General features: G+C 60.0%; 14 protein-coding genes and 1 pseudogene. 6 read left to right on the forward strand and 9 right to left on the reverse strand.

The window, feature by feature from the left end; translation table 11 throughout:
• The first annotated feature begins 145 nt into the window (after positions 1 to 145).
• Entirely contained in the window at positions 146 to 1123 is a 978-nt protein-coding gene (locus AC1Q7H_RS36440; protein WP_492316715.1) for a Bug family tripartite tricarboxylate transporter substrate binding protein, read from the forward strand.
• Between the two features lie 63 nt (positions 1124 to 1186).
• Here the strand turns inward: AC1Q7H_RS36440 and AC1Q7H_RS36445 are convergent, their stop codons facing one another.
• From AC1Q7H_RS36445 to AC1Q7H_RS36460, 4 genes are all read right to left on the reverse strand, one after another.
• Positions 1187 to 1912 (reverse strand): aspartate/glutamate racemase family protein, encoded by a 726-nt coding sequence (locus tag AC1Q7H_RS36445; RefSeq protein ID WP_492316714.1) that lies wholly within the window; start codon positions 1910 to 1912, stop codon positions 1187 to 1189.
• Between the two features lie 2 nt (positions 1913 to 1914).
• Entirely contained in the window at positions 1915 to 2934 is a 1020-nt protein-coding gene (locus AC1Q7H_RS36450; protein WP_492316713.1) for an ABC transporter substrate-binding protein, read from the reverse strand.
• A gap of 44 nt (positions 2935 to 2978) precedes the next feature.
• Complete coding sequence (locus AC1Q7H_RS36455; RefSeq protein ID WP_492316712.1) at positions 2979 to 4403, reverse strand: aldehyde dehydrogenase family protein; 1425 nt, start codon at positions 4401 to 4403, stop codon at positions 2979 to 2981.
• Positions 4404 to 4549: 146 nt separating this feature from the next.
• A complete protein-coding gene (locus AC1Q7H_RS36460; protein ID WP_492316711.1) occupies positions 4550 to 5722 on the reverse strand; it encodes a helix-turn-helix domain-containing protein in 1173 nt (390 codons plus the stop codon).
• A gap of 251 nt (positions 5723 to 5973) precedes the next feature.
• On the opposite strand from AC1Q7H_RS36460, the gene AC1Q7H_RS36465 reads away from it, so the two are divergent.
• Both AC1Q7H_RS36465 and AC1Q7H_RS36470 read left to right on the forward strand, forming a co-directional pair.
• The gene (locus AC1Q7H_RS36465; RefSeq protein ID WP_492316710.1) at positions 5974 to 7299 is read left to right on the forward strand and encodes a UbiD family decarboxylase; all 1326 of its coding nucleotides are present in this window, start codon (positions 5974 to 5976) and stop codon (positions 7297 to 7299) included.
• Position 7300: 1 nt separating this feature from the next.
• Entirely contained in the window at positions 7301 to 7933 is a 633-nt protein-coding gene (locus AC1Q7H_RS36470; protein ID WP_492316709.1) for a UbiX family flavin prenyltransferase, read from the forward strand.
• A gap of 272 nt (positions 7934 to 8205) precedes the next feature.
• On the opposite strand, the gene AC1Q7H_RS36475 is transcribed toward AC1Q7H_RS36470, so the two are convergent.
• The 3 genes from AC1Q7H_RS36475 to AC1Q7H_RS36485 are packed head-to-tail and all read right to left on the reverse strand — an operon-like array spanning position 8206 to position 10945.
• On the reverse strand, positions 8206 to 9123 hold the full coding sequence (locus AC1Q7H_RS36475) for an ABC transporter permease (RefSeq protein ID WP_492316708.1): 918 nt from the start codon (positions 9121 to 9123) through the stop codon (positions 8206 to 8208).
• The gene (locus AC1Q7H_RS36480; RefSeq protein ID WP_492316707.1) at positions 9120 to 9902 is read right to left on the reverse strand and encodes an ABC transporter ATP-binding protein; all 783 of its coding nucleotides are present in this window, start codon (positions 9900 to 9902) and stop codon (positions 9120 to 9122) included. Before AC1Q7H_RS36480 ends, AC1Q7H_RS36475 begins: the two co-directional genes overlap by 4 nt.
• Positions 9903 to 9955: 53 nt before the next feature.
• Positions 9956 to 10945: an ABC transporter substrate-binding protein gene (locus tag AC1Q7H_RS36485; protein WP_492316706.1), complete on the reverse strand. Its 990-nt coding sequence runs from the start codon at positions 10943 to 10945 to the stop codon at positions 9956 to 9958.
• 418 nt (positions 10946 to 11363) lie between these two features.
• On the opposite strand from AC1Q7H_RS36485, the gene AC1Q7H_RS36490 reads away from it, so the two are divergent.
• The 3 genes from AC1Q7H_RS36490 (at position 11364) to AC1Q7H_RS36500 (ending at position 15605) form a co-directional block, all read left to right on the forward strand.
• The gene (locus tag AC1Q7H_RS36490; protein WP_492316705.1) at positions 11364 to 12539 is read left to right on the forward strand and encodes a porin; all 1176 of its coding nucleotides are present in this window, start codon (positions 11364 to 11366) and stop codon (positions 12537 to 12539) included.
• A 79-nt stretch (positions 12540 to 12618) separates the two neighbouring features.
• The gene (locus AC1Q7H_RS36495) at positions 12619 to 14283 is read left to right on the forward strand and encodes a thiamine pyrophosphate-dependent enzyme (protein ID WP_492316704.1); all 1665 of its coding nucleotides are present in this window, start codon (positions 12619 to 12621) and stop codon (positions 14281 to 14283) included.
• A complete protein-coding gene (locus AC1Q7H_RS36500) occupies positions 14280 to 15605 on the forward strand; it encodes a protoporphyrinogen/coproporphyrinogen oxidase (protein ID WP_492316703.1) in 1326 nt (441 codons plus the stop codon). Before AC1Q7H_RS36495 ends, AC1Q7H_RS36500 begins: the two co-directional genes overlap by 4 nt.
• Before the next feature lie 248 nt (positions 15606 to 15853).
• Here the strand turns inward: AC1Q7H_RS36500 and AC1Q7H_RS36505 are convergent, their stop codons facing one another.
• Together AC1Q7H_RS36505 and AC1Q7H_RS36510 are read right to left on the reverse strand one after the other, a co-directional pair.
• Positions 15854 to 16906 (reverse strand): porin, encoded by a 1053-nt coding sequence (locus AC1Q7H_RS36505; RefSeq protein WP_492316702.1) that lies wholly within the window; start codon positions 16904 to 16906, stop codon positions 15854 to 15856.
• A gap of 130 nt (positions 16907 to 17036) precedes the next feature.
• A pseudogene (locus AC1Q7H_RS36510) lies at positions 17037 to 17262 on the reverse strand (hypothetical protein); the annotation flags it as partial.

The following is a 17262-nucleotide window of genomic DNA, read 5'->3' on the forward strand; positions in this document are numbered from 1 at the left end:
AACAGCGCCGCGCCCGACCAGCCCGTCCTTCAAGAGTTTGTTAGCAATCTGAACCCGTTTCCTCATAAAAAGGGTCCTAAGTCAACTTTGACTCCGTTGGAGGAGAAGTGCAGCCTGAGACTAATTCCTAACCACATCAATTCCCATGAAACCATTCATCGCTTCGTTGGCACGCTGTCTTGTGGTGTTACCCATGGCGCTCGCTGCACAGACCGGTATGGCACAGGAGGGTCCTGTCAAGATCCTCGTCGGTTTCCCGCCGGGCGGCGTGACTGACGTCGTTGCTCGCCTGCTGGCCAAAGGCATGCAGGCAGAAATCGCGAGACCAGTCATTGTAGAGAATCGTCCAGGAGCCGGCGGCCAAATTGCGGCACAAGTCCTCAAGTCCGCCGGCCCCGATGGCAATACACTGTTCCTGACCAACAGTCATACCACTGCCATGATTCCCTTTACGAATCTCCATCCGGGATTTGACCCCCAGAAGGACTTCGTTCCAGTTGGCCTGGTAGGGACGATGCCGAACTTCTTCGTCGTGAATCCGGAAATGGTAGGGCCCGAAGTCGACAGCCTAAAGGCCTTTTCTCAATGGGCAAGAGCAAAGCCCGGCCGGGGCAACGTCGGCGTTCCCGCGCCGGCGAGCGCGCCGGAGTTTTCCATCTCGCTGCTGAACAAGGCGTTCGGCGCGGACCTCAAAGCCGTTGCCTACAAGGGAGATGCGCCGATGGTGCAGGACCTGCTGGCAGGACAGATTCCCGCGGGGATCTGCGCGATGGCCGCCGCGCTGCCTCACGTTCGCGCCGGCAAGCTCAAGCTTCTGGCTGTCGATGGACCGGAACGGCTGCCTGGCTTTGACGTCCCCACCTACGCTGAGCGAGGGGTCAGCGGCCTGAGCGATGTCATGACAATCGGCATCGTCGCGCCGGCCGGGACCTCGCCGGCGTTGGTGACAAGGTACAACACAGCCATCAACAAGGTCGTCGGATCGAAGGCCTTCCAGGACCGGGTTGCGGAATCCGGCATCATCGCCAGCACTGGCACCCCAGATGACATGGCGCGCGTCACGGAAGGCAGCAGGAAGGCCAATGCCAAGTTGGTGAAAGCGGCCGGATACCAGCCGCAGTAAATGCTCTGCGGCAGACTGATACTGACAGTCTGCCGCAGCATTCCCGGGGGTCAGGACATGGCGTCAATCGTAGCGGGCAGGGCTCACGCTCGCGTGCAGCCAGTTGACCAGTGTTACCGCATCGAAAATCGGCAATCCGGTAGCCTCGCGGAGGGCCCTGGAATGTCGCGGGAAATTGGCACACTCGCAGACGATAGCACCCACATCGGGGTGCCACTGCAGCAGGCGTCGCGCCGCCGCAACGACTTCCTCGCGATGAGCCAGTCCATCTACCCGCAGCCGGTTCTCGCGATGGTCGCGAAGGAATGTACTGCTTTCATCAAGCGCGTCGACTGGCAGGTCGGGCGACACGCCGATGGCACGAAATAGTTCACCGGTGAGCCCCGCTCGTGTCGCCGCCAGGATCCCGACGCGGCGTCCTGCCGGCAGGAGTTGCTGCACCATCGGGATCTGTAGAAGGCTGGACGTAGCGACCGGAACGGGACAGCTCGCCGCCAGCCGGGATTGCAGCGGTGCCAAGAAGCCGCAACTGGTGGCAATCGCATCAACCCCGGTAGCCACTAGCTCCCTTGCGCCCTCCACCAGAGCTGCCAGCATCCCCTCGGTGTCGCCGCGCGCCGCCGCCGCCGCATCGGCGCCGCGCATGACCGCATACTGGACCGGAAATGGCCAGGTTGCGGCATGACCGACGTCGCCGGGCAGCCGCTCAAATCCAGTGTCGAGCATCAAGATGCCAACCGAAACACCGTGTACGGTGCGTGACCGCCGTCCGGCCTCGTAGGCATCCATGGTTAATCAACGAAGCAATTGCATGACTCCATGCTCGCAGGAATCGGCCGTCCCAGCTGCGTGAGCTTCTTTCGGCTGATTAGTGTCGTGTAGTCATTGGGGCCCGGCTTGACGGGTGCCAGCTCAGACGGCCGCTTGCCATCCAGGATCCTTGCTGCCAGTTGGGCTGCCTGTGCACCCTGTGCTGCATACGATGCGGAGTAAGCGACTGTCACCACCCCGCTTTTCTTGATGAGCTCTGTCTCCGCGCTCAGGATAGGAATCTTGTAGCGGTCGGTAACGGAAGCCACGGCCGGCATGGACGACTGCACGAGATTAGAGCCGATGGCATAGACGAAATCGACGTCCGACAGCATCTGCGTCCGCTGCGGCACGTCCATGGAGGCATCGACACTAATACTACGTAGGGTCAAGCCTTGCCGCGCCGACGCCGCTTCGATGGCCTTGATTGCCACCACATCGTTTGCCTCGCCTGGGGAGTAGAGCACGCCGAACCGCTTGGCACCGGGGAACATGCGCTTTGCGAAGCTCAGCACGGCGTCATAGTCCATTGCACTGGCCGATCCAACGAAGCGCGCGCTACCCTGGCGCCAGTTGGGCACGAGACCAGCCGCCACCGGATCGCTGATCAGACAGAACACCATCGGCAGAGACTTGTCCGTAATACTCGACAGTGCTGCCTGAGAAACCGGGGTTGTAACTGTCAGGATCACCGCCGGCCTCTTCGCCTCAATCTGCCCAAGGATTTGGGGGATCATCGCGGGCGTGAAATTCGCGTCGCTGTAGACGTACGTGGTGTTCTTTCCTTCCACGTAGCCATGCTTGCGCATTTCCTCCTTGAAGCCGGAAACGCTCTGATCCAGCGCGGGATGTGGACCAAAGTTGGCAATGCCGATAACGGTATTGCCTTGGGGGCCGCCTCTCGCGGTCGTCTCGGCCGCGCCAGTTGGCGCGGCCAGTGTGGCAGCCGCCAGCGCCAGGCCCGCCATCGCGACGCTCGCCGTCTTTAATCTTGTCAACATGATCGTTATCTCCGGGGAAGGCGTGGTACAGGTTGCCCCTGGGTTCAGAGGGATTCCGAGAGCTCGTCCAGTGGCTTGATACCGCCTTCGTTCGCGATGAGCGCACGTTTGCGGACATATCGCAGGATGCTCGTCGCACCGTAGCGCGAGCCGCCCATGCCCGAAAATTTGAAGGCCGTCTTCTCCCCGTCGAACATCATGCCGCGTTGCAGTTCCGTGTCATTGATGCTGACACCACCGGCTTCCATCTTCGTCGCGAAATCCCCGGCGGTATGCGTATCCGGGCCAAAGACTGCACCGCTGAGGCCATAGATGGAGTCATTCGCAAGGCGCACTGCCTCATCTTCGCTGCAGAAGCGCATGACCGGCACCACGGGGCCGAACGTCTCCTGCGTCATCAGGTCCATTGAGTGGTCCACATCGACCACGATGGTTGGGTCGAGCCACACCGCACCGCCGACATTCTCCACCGCACCGCCGGTAACGATGCGGGCACCCCTGGCGACTGCGTCTTGCAACTGTGCCCGGACAATTTCCCCTTGGGCGGCATGAATGAAGGGCCCATAGTGACCACCGTCCGCGGCAGCCGAACTGCGGCGAAGCGTCTGAACTTGTCGGACCAGTTCCTGCACGAAAGCCTCGTGGATGGACTCGTCTACGTAGACCCGCTCGATTGCGTAGCAAACCTGCCCGGTGTTATAGATGGCACTCCGGAGGATGCTGGTGGCGGCACGTTCGAGATCTGAGCCGGCCAGCACCACGGCCGCGTCCTTGCCGCCGAGCTCGAGGAATGCCGGGATGAATCGCTCCGCGGCAGCAACCGCGATCTTGCGTCCGGTTGCCACGCTTCCGGTAAATACAATGGCGTCGACTTCCGAAAGCAGGGCCCGACCTGTTTCTGCTGCGCCCTGGAGCAGCGTGATCACGCCTTGCAACTCAGGCACGCCTTCGATAGACGCACGCAACGGCTCCACGAAGCGGGGTGTCACCTCGCTTGGCTTGATGACCACCGCGGCGCCGGCGAGCAATGCGGGGATGGCGTCGATGAAGGAAAGCACCAAAGGGAAGTTCCACGGACTGATGACACCGACGACCGGGTATGGGACCAGGGTCGTCTTGAACACGACATCACTGTTATTGCGGAACTTGCGAAATGGCTGAGCGAGGACTTCCGGTGCAGCTTCGCAATACCCATGAATGAAATGGATAACAGCACCAAGCTCTTCCCGGGAGATCCTGGCGCGAGCCGTATCGTCTGTCAGAGCACCGGTGATGGCGTCTGCCTTACTCTCCAAAGCCTTGGCCCAGGCCGACAGGGTTTGAATTCGATGTTCAAGCCCTTTTCCGTACCACTCCCGTTGCGCGTCCCTTGCCCGCGCTACCGCGTGGCTTACCGTATTTGCATCCGCAGGGATGAACTCATAATCCAGTTCGCCCGTACGGGGGTTCCTTACTTTGATCACTGCCATGCGTTCCTCTTCGTCAATCGCACCCCGCTGTCGGGTATGACGACGATCCTATGCGAGGAACACGTCGGGTCGTATTGGGCCCAACAAACGAATGCTGATCGACTAGAAAATGCTGCAGATTCCCAATCTCCGGCCGGGGCAGGGACTTACAGGTCCTCTCCTGCGGTAACGCCCGGCGCGGATGAGGAACGGGCCCGGACGTTGCGCAAGTCAGCCATACGCCTGGCATCCTTGGGGGCGAAGCCAAAGAAATCGCGAAAAGACGCCGTGAAACTCGTCTGGTGTTGATAGCCCACTGCGAACGCCACCTCGTTGACACTCAGGCGTTCGTTCCCCAGCAATTCCAGTGCCCTGTCCATGCGCGCCCGATGGCCGCATTCAAATACTGTCATGCCGTAGAGAAACTTGAAGCCGCGCTTGAGTTTGGATGTGTTGGTCCCTACGGCGCGCGCCAGCTCCGGGATCGTCTTCATGTGCCGAAGGTCGCCGACAAGAAGATCACGCGCCTTCTCAATCAGGCGCAGGTCCCGCGAAGAAAACACCTCGGCGGTATGGTGGCTTTCGAGATAGGCCTGCCACAGGTCCAATGACGCGCACATCACCTCGTATGCCTTGGCCTGAGCGAAGAGCAGGCGCCGATATCCTTCGTACGGATTCTCCAGCAGTTGCTTGACAGCGGTCAGCACCTCAGGATTGACCGGCATCTGATGGCAAAACACTTGCTCATTTCGCAGCTTCTGCAATTGCTGCCAAAGGGGGCCATCAACACCCATGGAGGCCCTCAGGAAACTGTGGAAGTAATCACGGCTGATATAGAGGCCAACGGAGCGCCAGAGGCCCGGACCGCACGACACTTGGTAATGCATGTCATCGCCCTGATGCACCACAGTAAGGTTCGGCGAAGTGACTTCGATTCTTCCGGTCTCGGAGAACTCAACGCTCACCGGACCGGCGACCATGAAATGAAATTCGATATAGCCCTCGGGCAGCACGCTCTCACTATGCTGCCGAGTAAGGTTGCCATCCGAGACGACCAGGAGAATCTCGTCCCTGATGCTGATCAGTTCCCACTTCCCTTCTTCGGGGTCGTCAGAGACCGGAACGGATCCACCATACAGACCGGGCTCTCCGTGCGGACCCGAAGACAAATGTCCCAGCTGATCGCGAAGCGCACTGAATGCCTCGCTGGTACGAGCGTGTTGGCCAGCCAGGCGCGTACGGAACAAGCCATCGTTTCCCGGCTCTGGCAACGTAAGATTCAAACTTGCCATCATGTCTTCCTCAAGCAATTCTTGGATTGCGCCGCTACGCGCCTTCACGGGCAGGCGCGACTGTACCGGGATGTTGCAACGCCACGGATGTCAGCGATGCCTCTGCCGCCCAGCAAGACCGGAGCAATATCGCCGCGTGGCGGCTCATCGTAACGCCCTCCGCTGCCGCCCTGTCACCCCCAAAAGAATTGAGTTCGGATTTCCTATGTTCCCAGCGCTATTGCACAGGCGGGATAGGCGCCCGTTAAGGTAACGTCAGTCTATCTTCCGAACTATCCGAGAAAACCATGAGGCACTACTTGAACCGCCTGCAAGCGCGCGGTGACTTGGCGATTGTGGATCGCGAAGTCGATCCCCGGTTCGAAGCGGCCGCGGTCGCGCGGAAACTGCAGCGTGTTTCGAACCAGGCGGTGCTTTTCAAAAACGTGCGCGGCTCCGCACTTCCGGTTGTCATGAACCTCTATAATGACCATGAACGGCTGCGCGAGATGATTCGCTGTGGTACACGCACCTTCTGCGAGCGGCTGGACGAGGAAATTGAAGTCGCTGCCACTCTTCAAAACTATGCGGAAGAGGATACGCAGCCCGAGCGCCTCCAGAGCGGGAAGCTCAGCGACCTGCCGATCCTGACCTACCACGCGCGGGACGGCGCTCCGTACATCACGTCCGGCGTCTTTCTCGCACGTGACCCTGACACAGGCGTGCCGAACCTGTCGTTCCACCGGTCGATGGTAATTTCCGACGATGAGCTGCGAATTCGGTTGGGAAGCTCACACGATCTCGCCCGCTATCAGGCGGCTGCCGAGCGCCAGGGAAAGGCGCTGGAAGCCGCCATTCTGATCGGTGTCCCTCCCGAAGTCTTTATGTCCGCCTGCGTCTCGTTGCCTCCCCAGGCAAACGAGATGGCCCTGGCCGCCGCGATGCGAGGCGGTCCATTGCGCACACGCCGGTGCCACACCATCGATCTTTCCGTTCCCGCCGCCACCGACATCGTGATTGAAGGCCGGATCCTCCCAAACGTGCGTCGCCCGGAAGGTCCTTTCGGCGAATTCATGGGCTATTACGTCGATGTAGGTGACAACCACGTGTTCGAAGTCACGCACGTCGCCTGGCGCACCGGTGCAATCTTCCAGGGCCTGATCTGCGGCTCCGACGAAGACCTGCGACCGCTCGAGGCTGCCACCGCCGCGCGCATCTATCGCGCCATCAAGGGACAGGTACCGGGCATCATCGATGTGTCCTGCAAGCCCACGGTGATGAACACGGTCATCAAGCTCCGCAAGCAATACGAGGGGCACGCACAGCATGCGCTGCTCGCGGCAATGGGCGCGCATCTTGACTACAACAAGCTTTGCATCGTGGTTGACGAAGATGTCGACATCTACAACCTGGATGAAGTGGTCTGGGCTTTCGTGACGCGGGGGCGTGCAGACACCCGAACCATGGTGCTGAACAATGTCCCAGGTTTCTACCGCGATCCGCACAAAGATCACTGGGGCCGCCTTGCCATTGATGCGACTAAACCCTGGGGACGCGAAGCGGAGTTCGAACGAAAGCGCATTCCTGGTGAAGTGGAAATTGAACTTGGCAAGTATCTGCCCGCCTTTGCATCGGAGGTTCGCTGAGATGAGCAAGGACCGCACCCGCATAGTCGTTGGCATCAGCGGTGCCACCGGTGCCATCTACGGTGTCAGGCTGCTGGAAGCCTTGCGGCTACTCGATGTCGAAACCCATTTGGTGGTGTCGGCGTCAGGCTGGCTGACCTTGCAGCAGGAATGCAGCATAGACAGGCACGCAGCACAATCGCTCGCCGACGTAGCCTACGACATCCGTGACATTGGTGCCACCCTGGCAAGCGGGTCCTTTCGGCACCAAGGTATGGTCGTGGCGCCTTGCTCCATGCGAACATTGGCCGCGGTCGCCCACGGCTTCAACGACAATCTGCTAACCCGCGCTGCGGACGTAACCCTGAAAGAGCGGCGGACTTTGGTGCTCCTCGCAAGGGAGACGCCACTAACTTTGGCTCATCTCCGAAACATGACTGCAGCAGCTGAGATGGGCGCCATCATCATGCCCCCGGTGCCGGCCTTCTATGCCTTGCCCAAGACGCTCGATGAGCTGATTCGCTATACCGTATGGCGGGTATTGGATCAGTTAGGTCTCGCTTCGGAATCCGCTTACCAACGCTGGGAAGGTATGCGGACACATGTGCGATCGGTGCGTGCACAATCTGATGACCTCACCGTGCTGCACGCCTAGCGGCAATCCTGACCTCCATGTCCCAATGGCACCGCAACGCCGGCAGGGACAACCTGAGCAAGCCTGGGAAAATGGCACCTCTACAAACCTAACGCGCTTGCCTGCCTACACACCGCTACCCGCTCTGGCATGACCCGACCGATCGGCCGGACATGCCGCTCCAAGGGAGCTCTATCCCGCTATCCAACACAAAAAGAAGCCGTCCCGAGGGACGGCTTTCAAGTTGCGGGTGGAGACACCGCATAAGGAACCAAAGAAGAATCCGTTTTGAGTCAGGCTGCTCGTGCAAGGCGCTCCTGCACCGCCTTGCGTGACTTTCCTGGTTTGCGCTTGGCAAGGATAAGAAGTGTGATCAGCACAAAAACTGCAGTTACCATTTTCAGATCCGACGGCTGGAAGCCGAATGCCAAAACGATCGAAATAAGTTGAAAATACACAACCGAGCCCAACACCGGCGCTGCCACCTGCCGCAGGATCGTCCGGTTCCCGATGATCGCCTCACCGAGCAGCAGCGACGCCAGCCCGTTTATCAGCGTGCCGAAGCCCATATTGACGTCAGCGAAACCCTGATTCTGTGCTAGCAGACCGCCTCCGAGCGCTGCGATAAGGTTTGCCAACCCAAGCCCAACGAGCACATAGACCTTGATATTGATGCCCTGCGCCTTGGCCATCGCCATACTGGAGCCAAGCGACCGCATGGCCATCCCGTGCTGTGTCCCCAGAAACCAGAAGATCAACGCGATAAGCGCGATATCGACGACGGCAAGCAGTGCGATTCGGCTTGTCAGTGTTCCGTCGTCACCGGGCAGGTATTGGAAGAGATTTGGGAACGTGAACAAAGCAGTGTTCGGCTGGCCCATGACCCGGATGTCAATTGAATACAACATGGACAGCACCAGAATGCCGCACAAGAGCGTATTCACCTTCACCTTCTCATGAATATACGCAGTGGCGCTTCCTCCCAGGAAACCCGCTGCGGCACCGATGAGTAGTGACGACACGGGTTCAAGCCCTGCGCTCAGGCATTTCGCCGTCACGCAGGCACCAAAGGCAAGGGTTCCTTCACCTGTCATATCTGCGAAATTCAGGATCCGGAAGGGGATCATTACCGCAATGGCAATCAGGGCGTAGATGAGCCCTTGCATCAGGCCCATTGGCACCAGGTTGAGGAATGTATCGAACAAGTTCATGCGCTCACCATGCGAAGGGAGGGGTTTTCATCGTCGAAAGCGGCAATCAGCTTCTCAACTGTCATGCGCCGTTTCTGCTCCAGGGACAAGTCGGCAACAATAGCGCCATGCCGCATCATGATTAGCCGGTTTCCATACTGCAAAGCATGGTGCATGTTGTGCGTGACCATCAGCGTAGTCAGCCCTGCCTGGTCAACCACTTGCGAAGTCACTCGCATCACGGCTTCGGCGGTCCGCGGGTCCAGCGCCGCGGTATGTTCATCCAACAGCAGCAACTGGGGCTCACGGAGGACCGCCATCAGCAGCGAAAGCGCCTGGCGCTGTCCGCCGGAGAGCAGCCCCGCCTGTGCCTTCATCCGATTTTCCAGGCCAAGGCCAAAGGTGCCAAGCCGCTGCTGAAACTCGCGAGCCTGCGCCGAGGTCAAGCCACGGCCGAAGGATCTACGCTGCCCGCGCAAGGCGGCAACAGCAAGATTCTCTTCGATATTGAGCGCCGCGGCGGTACCGATCGAGGGATCCTGAAAGACTCTGGCGATGTACTTTGCGCGCAGGTGCGTGCCGAGTGAGGTCACATTCACGCCGTTGACGCGGATGCTTCCCGAATCCGGCAGGACTTCACCGGCGAGCATGCTGAGCAGCGTCGATTTGCCTGCCCCATTCCCTCCCACCACCACGACGAAATCGCCCTGGTTCAATTCGAGGGAAACGCCGTCGATTGCAACTCGTTCATCAGGTGTGCCGGCATGGAAGGTCTTGTGCAAACGTTCGACTTGCAACATGGTGGAATCAGAATTTGCGGAGGACTGTGACATGTTGCGGGCTCGCCGGGCAGCTAGTTGATAAAGCATTGGCATGACTCCATCGCGGGCGGAATAGTCAGCCCGAGTTGCTTGAACTTGGTAGTATTGACGGTGGAAATGTAGTCGTTGGGCGAGGGCGTCAGCACAGGAAGCGAGGCCGGCGCCGCGCCCTTGAGCACACGCGTTGCCAGTGTCGCGGCATTGACGCCAATGGAGCGGAGTGAAACGGCATAGTTGGCTGCCGCGATACCGCTCTTCACAAACTCTGTTTCCGAGCTCAGGATTGGCACTTTCAGCCGGTTCGTCACAGAGGCCACCGCCGGCATTGCTGACTGCACCAGATTTGAGCCGGTCGCGTACATAAAACCGGTGCCGCGTAACAGCTCCGCCCGCTGAGGAATATCAGCGGCTGTATCGACGCTGATCGCCTTGAATGTCAGCCCTGCCCGCCTGGATGCCTCTTCGAGTTTGCGGGTGGTGGTCACGTCATTGGCTTCGCCAGGGTTGTACAGGGTGCCGAATGACTTAGCATTCGGAAACAGCTTTTTGGCGAAGACCAGGACCGCGTCAAAATCCTGAATATCCGAAGCCCCTACAAAGCGACTGCTGCCATGGTCCCATCCTTCAACCAATCCTGCGGCAACCGGGTCGGTCACCATGGCAAATACCATAGGAAGTTTTCGGTCGGCCACTGCCGATAGCGCTGTCTGCGAGACCGACGTAGTCAGCGTGAGAATAAGGGCAGGTTTCCTCGACGCAATCTGCGTGAGCATCTGGGGCATCAAGGCTTGAGTGAAGTTTGCGTCCCCGTAGACAAAAGTGGTGTTTTTACCTTCCACGTAGCCGCTGCGCGCCATTTCCTCCTTGAATCCGGCAATTGTCTGCGAGATGGATGGGTGTGGGCCAAGGTTGGCAATTCCGATCACGGTTTGCGCATGGACAGAGGGCACGATACCCAGCACGGCACCAACAACGGAGACGCAGGATAAGGTATGCAGCAGGAATCTCTTGTGATGTGGCATGGGTATCCTAAGGCATGGAAAGGACATCGGAGCTGTATGAACAAGGCGTGCAACGCCGTGCCAACCAGGAACTTTTTAGCACCGATTCCGCCTGGTTTCCCCCGCCCCGGCGGACAACTTCCGATCAACTTAATGTTTCAGTCGTTTCGCCTCAATTTTCTTGGACCGAACGCCTGTGGCGCTGGCCAGAGTAAGGGAAAATGCTGACCTCAACCTCGGCTACGCATGCTGTCCATGCTCCCAATTGTGGGAATCGAATACCGATTGCTAGGAATTCCGCTCTGAGCTGTCTGATCTGCTTGTCCACACCCTTGCCCTGACCTAGGCTGCGCTAGCCTCGTGCTGCCCGTGTTGTCAAGCCCGGCTCCATTGCGCCGGCACCGGACCGCGACTTGGCGCAAAAAAAAGGGGAGAGTCAATGCAGTTGAAGCGGGGAAAAAGCGCCAGCAAAGTGCATAGGATATGGCCAGCCACATTGGCTGCCACCATTCTGATCGGATGCGCGAACAGCGCGCTCGCGCAGAGCAGCGTCACGCTCTATGGTTTCATCTATAGCGGGCTGCGCTATGTCAACAATAGCGGTGGCCATAGCGTAACGGGGTTGGCAACCGGCCCGTCCCGATGGGGCCTGAAGGGCCACGAAGACCTTGGGGGAGGGCTGCGCGGCCTGTTTATGCTTGAGAGCGGCTTCGACATGAGCACGGGTAACTCCCGGCAGGGGGGCAGGCTTTTTGGCCGCCAAGCTTATGTTGGCCTCTCCGACAATTCGGCAGGTACAGTGACACTGGGGCGCCAGTACGACCTGGTAGCGGAGTGGATCGCACCGTTCACTCCACCTGGCAAGTGGAATGGCTATATGGCGCACGTCGGCGACAATGACAACACGAACTGGCAGTTCCGCATCAACAATGCGGTCAAGTATGTGACGCCAAACTTCGGCGGCTTCCAGGCCGGCGCCATGTATGGTTTTGGCGAAGTTGCAGGCGACAGTCACCGCAATTCGACCATGAGCTTTGGCGTTACGTATGCCGGCGGGCGTTTTCGCGCCGCCGCGGCTTATCTGCACATCGATAATCCTGCAAGTGCAGTCCCGGAAGGCAACTGGAATACCATCCTTTTCCCGGCCATTTCACCCACGTCGGCACTGCAGCCGAATCGCATCGCCCCGTCGAGCATGTCGGTTGCTGCGCTTGCAGGTCAGTACGATCTCGACAAACTCAAGCTCGCTGTGTCATTTACCCAGAGCCGCTACAAGGACTTGGGAGATGCCGCGGACGGGCTTACCAACGGTGATGTGCGCTTCAACAATATCGACGTCAATGGCTCCTACAGCGTCACGCCCGCCTGGCAGCTCGGCTTGGGGTACACGTACACAGCCGGGAAGGTGCAACCGACCGGATTCACGCCGAAGTATCACCAGGTCAATGCGGTAAGCAATTATTTCCTCTCCAAGCGAACCATTCTCCAGGCCGCCGTTGCGTACCAACGCGCAGCGGGGGACGCACAGAACGCCTACTTGCTGTTCGGCAGCAGCGGCGCGTCCAGCACAAGCGGGCAGCTCATGTTGCTGGCGGGCATTTTCCACGTCTTCTAACCGGGCCCAAGGCAAGGCGGCACGGCGGGGAGATGGCCCCGCCTTGCCGCTGCCTCGCCCAACCAGTGCACCATTTGCGATGAATCATGAATCCACATTGGCCCGCTCAGGGGCCGCAATTCTTGCCGACCTGATCCGGGAATATGGGCACCGGCATGTCTTCCAGATCCCTGGCGAGGGCATCCTCGAGCCACTGGACGCCCTCGCCACCCGCCATCCCGAAATCAGCCTTGTCACCTTCCGCCACGAGGCAGGCATGACCTACGCTGCGCAGGCCTACGCGCGGCTTGGCGACCGGCCTTCCATCTGCATGGCTGGTCGCGCTCCGGGCGCCCTGAACACAGCCTTAGCTCTGCATACGGCAGATACGGATAGCGCGGCGATGATTCTTGTCGTCGGGCAGCCCGCAGTCGCAGAAGCTGAGCGGGACCCGATGTCAGGATTTGATTTGCAGCAGGCGTTGCGCCCGCTCGTCAAGGACGTCATCTCGGTTACAAGCGCCACGAGGCTGCAAGAAGGGATGATGCGCGCATGGTGCAAGGCCAGCAGCGGCCGGCCCGGGCCGGTAGTCTTGGTTGTCACCGAAAATGTGTGGCGTGAGAATGCTACCTGCGCTCCCCTGCCTGCGCCATCCATGCCAGAGCCGGGTCCGGCGCCAGAGCAAGTCGCTGCGGTTGCGGCCCTCCTGCGCGAAGCTCGTCGCCCACTGGTGCTGGTAGGGGGCAGTGGTTGGAACAATGCAGCGAGGCTACGCCTGCATGCCTTGGCACAGAGCCATAATTGGCCAGTCGCAGCTGGCTATCGACGAGCGGACCTGTTCGACAACGCCGACCCACACTATGCGGGTGAACTCGGCATCGGTCTCAATCCGATGCTGGCAGAGCGGATAGGGCAAGCTGACCTGATACTCGCCATCAATATTCGCCTCGGCGAGATCAATACGTTCGGGACCGGTGGCTTTGGTGGATTCCGTCTGCTTAATGCACCGCGGCCGGCCCAGCGCCTGGTCCACGTGCATGCCGGCGCCGACGAACTCAACCGGGTTTATCGCAGCGATGTCGCGATTCAAGCTGCGCCGGCGCCCTTTCTTGACGCGCTTTCAGAAACCCTTTCTGCGACTTCTCCGCGCCCCTCCGATTCCGAATGGCCAGAAGGCTTTCGCATGGCGCGCGATGCTTTCATCGGAAAGGGTGGCTGTCCGGGACCAGTCGACCTGCGGAAGGTATTCACGGCGCTGCGAGAACGCCTCCCTGATGACACAGTCTTTACCGTTGGCGCAGGTGCCTACGCTATCTGGCTACATCGCTACCTTGCGCTCCGCCAGGCCGGCACCATGCTTGGCCCCAAGAGCGGTGCCATGGGATATGGATTGCCGGCGGCCATTGGCGCAGCAATGGCGCGGCCGAATCGGCTGGTTCTGGCCGTGGCCGGCGATGGCTGCCTGCTCATGCACGGTGAAGAGCTGGCGACGGCAGTCCAGCAAAACCTGCGCGTCATCATTATCGTGATCAATAATCAGGGGTACGGCGCCATCAGGAGTGCCCAGATCCGGCAGTTCGGGCGGCCTGTCGGCACCGCCTTGCGAAACCCGGATTTTGTCGCCTATGCAAGAGCCTTCGGCGCCCTCGCAGAACGCGTTCAGACGACCGCGGAATTCCTGCCGGCTCTGAAGCGAGTACTGAATGGAACCGGGCCGGCTCTGATCGAGATTGCAGTACCCGACACCGTAGCGAAGCCCGAATGAACAAACCTATCTCCATCGTCGTCGTTGGTGCCGGTATTTCCGGACTCACTGCAGCTTACAGGCTCACAGCTGCCGGCTTCACCGTTCAGGTTCTGGAAAGCCAATCGGCAGTGGGCGGGCGAATGGCACAACGGCGCGAGGGTCCTATTTCATACAATACAGGTGCGCGCCTGATTTACCCGTTTGGCCAAGCGTTTCATTCCTTGCTAGCCGAATTGGATCTGACGCGTGCGCTCGTACCGCTACGCAAGCTCGGCGCGAATGCCTCAATCGGCGGCGATCGTTACCGCGTCGAGCTGATGCCTGGCCCGCGTACCCTCATGACGTCCGGGTTGGATTGGCGTAGCCGGATGCGCATGGTCGCGGCGGGTATAAGTCTCGCGCGCCTGCGCTCGCGTACCGATCCAGACGCTGCGGCCTCATACTTGGAAGGCGACGCTGAAACGCTGGCTGATTACATCAGCCGAACCACCACACCTGCCGTACTGAAGCAACTCATCGAACCCATCTTCCGCGGCACGCGTAGCTGGAATCCGGAAGATATTTCGGCGGCGTTCTACGTCAGTACGATGCCGCATCTGCTAGGCAAGGACACCGTCTACACCCTGGCGGAAGGCATGGGTCAGGTGACTGAGGAACTGGGTCGTCGAGTGGGGGTTCTTTGCGACGCAAAGGTCTATGCCATCGAACGACGCGCCGAGGGCGAATGCGTTGTACGTTATCAGCGCCTCGGACAAGAACATGAGCTGCGATCGAATATTGTCGTCTGCGCTACCGAGGGCGCCCACGCAGGCAAGCTTATCGTCGATCCTCTCGACGCGGAGCGCTCAATGCTCGATGAAGTGCGATATAACAAGCTTGGGGTCGTTCACTACGCGCTGGAGGGGGATATGCCTGCCGAGCTGGAGTTCTCAGGCCGTCAATCAACGACTCGTATTGCGACCTGGCAGCAGTTGCCGACGGCACCCATTGCAGGACGTTCGTACGCGCAACTCTACTGTCAGCTGACACCCGAAGCAGCCGAAGAAGCGGATCGCCTCGGCCTGGCCGATTCTCTCGACACCCTTATCCGGTCGGAAGTCAGGCTGCGCATTCCCCGCTTCGATAGTCGAGTACACACCATTGTCAACCAGTGGATTCCATACAAACTGCCGGTCTTCTACCCTGGCTATTGTCGGAAAGTGGTCGACTTTCTCACTTGGCAGTCTGCCGGGAAAAGATCTGTCTACTACTGCGGGGACTACCTGTCCCAAGCGCTTCTGACTGGCGCTTGTGCGAGCGGCGACTCAATCGCTAAAGCAATCTTGGCTCACTATGGTTAGCCCACGGTCTGCCAAGCTTTCTATTGCATTCTGCTGAACCTATTTAAACTTCAATTGAGTCCCGTTTCCAGACCATCACTCTGCATGACAGTTGGCACCGCCAGGGAACCTGTTTCGCGCGATCGTCGCCACGCGTTCGTTGTCGTTCCACATAGTTTAGGCATAAACATATGATTGTGGAAATAATTTTTTTCGAGGCGACGAGGGTGGTCTTGTAGGGGCATCGACGGGAAGCGCCGAGGCCGCAACTAGAACTTGTGGCGCAGGCCCAGGCCGAAGGTGTTGCCCGGGTTCAGGTCGGTCACCTTGTCATAGCGCCAGGCGGCGTAAAGGTCAGTGCGCTTGGAGAACGGGTAGTCGTAGGCCAGCGTGGTGGTATCGCGGCGGGCCGAGCCCAGCGTCTCGTTGCCGCCCTGCCAGGTACGCACCCACGTTGCCATCAGCGAGCCCGGACCCAGCGGGGCGCTCGCGCCCACCTGCATGGTGCGGTTGCGTTGCCGGCTCAGCGTGCTGAAGCTGTTGTCCGACTGCGCGTACTGGCCGAACAGCTTGACCACCTTGAAGTCGTAGGACACGCCTGCCAGGTAGGCCATCTGGTAGCTGGCGCCGCTGGCAGCGAACTCCGGCGCATTGACCCCCACGCGCTGCACCGCCAGCGTGGCGCCAAAGTTGCCGTTGAAGTAGGTGGCATTGCCGCCGTAGTTTTGCTTGCCCTGGTGGCTGGTGCTCTCGCCGGTCGAGTAGATCGCATTAAAGCGCAGCCCGCCGAAACCGGGGCTCTGGTACAGCACCGAGTTGTCCCAGGCGGTGTCACCTGCGACCGAGTTGCCGACCAGCGAGCCAGGCGGCGTGGTGTAGGCATGCAGGAACATCGGCGAGAACACGGCCGAATCCGCCAGCGGGTTGAACAGCAACATCGACACGAACCACGGCGTGGTGTTGCGGCCGAGCTTGATCGCGCCGAAACCCCCGTTCAGGCCAACATAGGCATCGCGTCCGAACATGACGTCGCCGTCGAAGCGGCCGACCTTGCCATTGTCCGTACGGAAAAAGCTCTCCAGCGTGAACTCGGCGTTCAGCCCGTTGCCGAGCGCTTCCTGCCCGCCAATGCCCCAGTAGGAGGTGGTCAGGCTGGAACTGTCGACGACCGCGGTGCTGTGCGCGTCGCCACTGGCGCGCACGGAGCCGGCAAAGGCGTCGATCGTGCCGTAGAGTTGCACGGCGCTCTGGGCCTGTGCGGCGCCGGAGGCGAGGCTGCCGGCGGCTGCCGCGGCGGCCAGAATCCTGCGTTGGTGCGTCATTTGTCTTCCCTTCCTCTCTCTTCTTTTGTGGACGTCCGAGGTCCTGTCAGGTGGCCGCGATCGCCAGTACCCGCAACGGACTGCCCGACCCGTTCTGGAGGTGGTTATTACAAAAAGGTTTCGGCGCGCCTCAACCACCAGGCATCGCGAATGCTTCCAGAGGCGCATCTTCCCGGATCACCCCGGCCACCGCCGCCAGCCACGGATTCCCTTCATCGCGGAAAATATTCAGTACGTCATAGTGATGGCGGCCGGCGACCGGCGCCAGCGCGTGGACACCTTGCCAGTACGCAGCAATCCGGCGCGCCTGTGCCTTGAAGCCTTCCGTTTCGTCCGCGCCGACCAGCGTGTAAAGC

The organism is Cupriavidus sp. GW823-FHT06D04, assembly GCF_058795055.1.

What these genes read in the sequence shown, in the direction of transcription:
- AC1Q7H_RS36440 (WP_492316715.1), top strand. Translation starts at nt 146, where the DNA reads ATGAAACCATTCATCGCTTCGTTGGCACGCTGTCTTGTGGTGTTACCC.
- AC1Q7H_RS36445 (WP_492316714.1), bottom strand. Translation starts at nt 1,912, where the DNA reads ATGGATGCCTACGAGGCCGGACGGCGGTCACGCACCGTACACGGTGTT.
- AC1Q7H_RS36450 (WP_492316713.1), bottom strand. Translation starts at nt 2,934, where the DNA reads ATGTTGACAAGATTAAAGACGGCGAGCGTCGCGATGGCGGGCCTGGCG.
- AC1Q7H_RS36455 (WP_492316712.1), bottom strand. Translation starts at nt 4,403, where the DNA reads ATGGCAGTGATCAAAGTAAGGAACCCCCGTACGGGCGAACTGGATTAT.
- AC1Q7H_RS36470 (WP_492316709.1), top strand. Translation starts at nt 7,301, where the DNA reads ATGAGCAAGGACCGCACCCGCATAGTCGTTGGCATCAGCGGTGCCACC.
- AC1Q7H_RS36475 (WP_492316708.1), bottom strand. Translation starts at nt 9,123, where the DNA reads ATGAACTTGTTCGATACATTCCTCAACCTGGTGCCAATGGGCCTGATG.
- AC1Q7H_RS36480 (WP_492316707.1), bottom strand. Translation starts at nt 9,902, where the DNA reads ATGTTGCAAGTCGAACGTTTGCACAAGACCTTCCATGCCGGCACACCT.
- AC1Q7H_RS36485 (WP_492316706.1), bottom strand. Translation starts at nt 10,945, where the DNA reads ATGCCACATCACAAGAGATTCCTGCTGCATACCTTATCCTGCGTCTCC.
- AC1Q7H_RS36490 (WP_492316705.1), top strand. Translation starts at nt 11,364, where the DNA reads ATGCAGTTGAAGCGGGGAAAAAGCGCCAGCAAAGTGCATAGGATATGG.
- AC1Q7H_RS36495 (WP_492316704.1), top strand. Translation starts at nt 12,619, where the DNA reads ATGAATCATGAATCCACATTGGCCCGCTCAGGGGCCGCAATTCTTGCC.
- AC1Q7H_RS36500 (WP_492316703.1), top strand. Translation starts at nt 14,280, where the DNA reads ATGAACAAACCTATCTCCATCGTCGTCGTTGGTGCCGGTATTTCCGGA.
- AC1Q7H_RS36505 (WP_492316702.1), bottom strand. Translation starts at nt 16,906, where the DNA reads ATGACGCACCAACGCAGGATTCTGGCCGCCGCGGCAGCCGCCGGCAGC.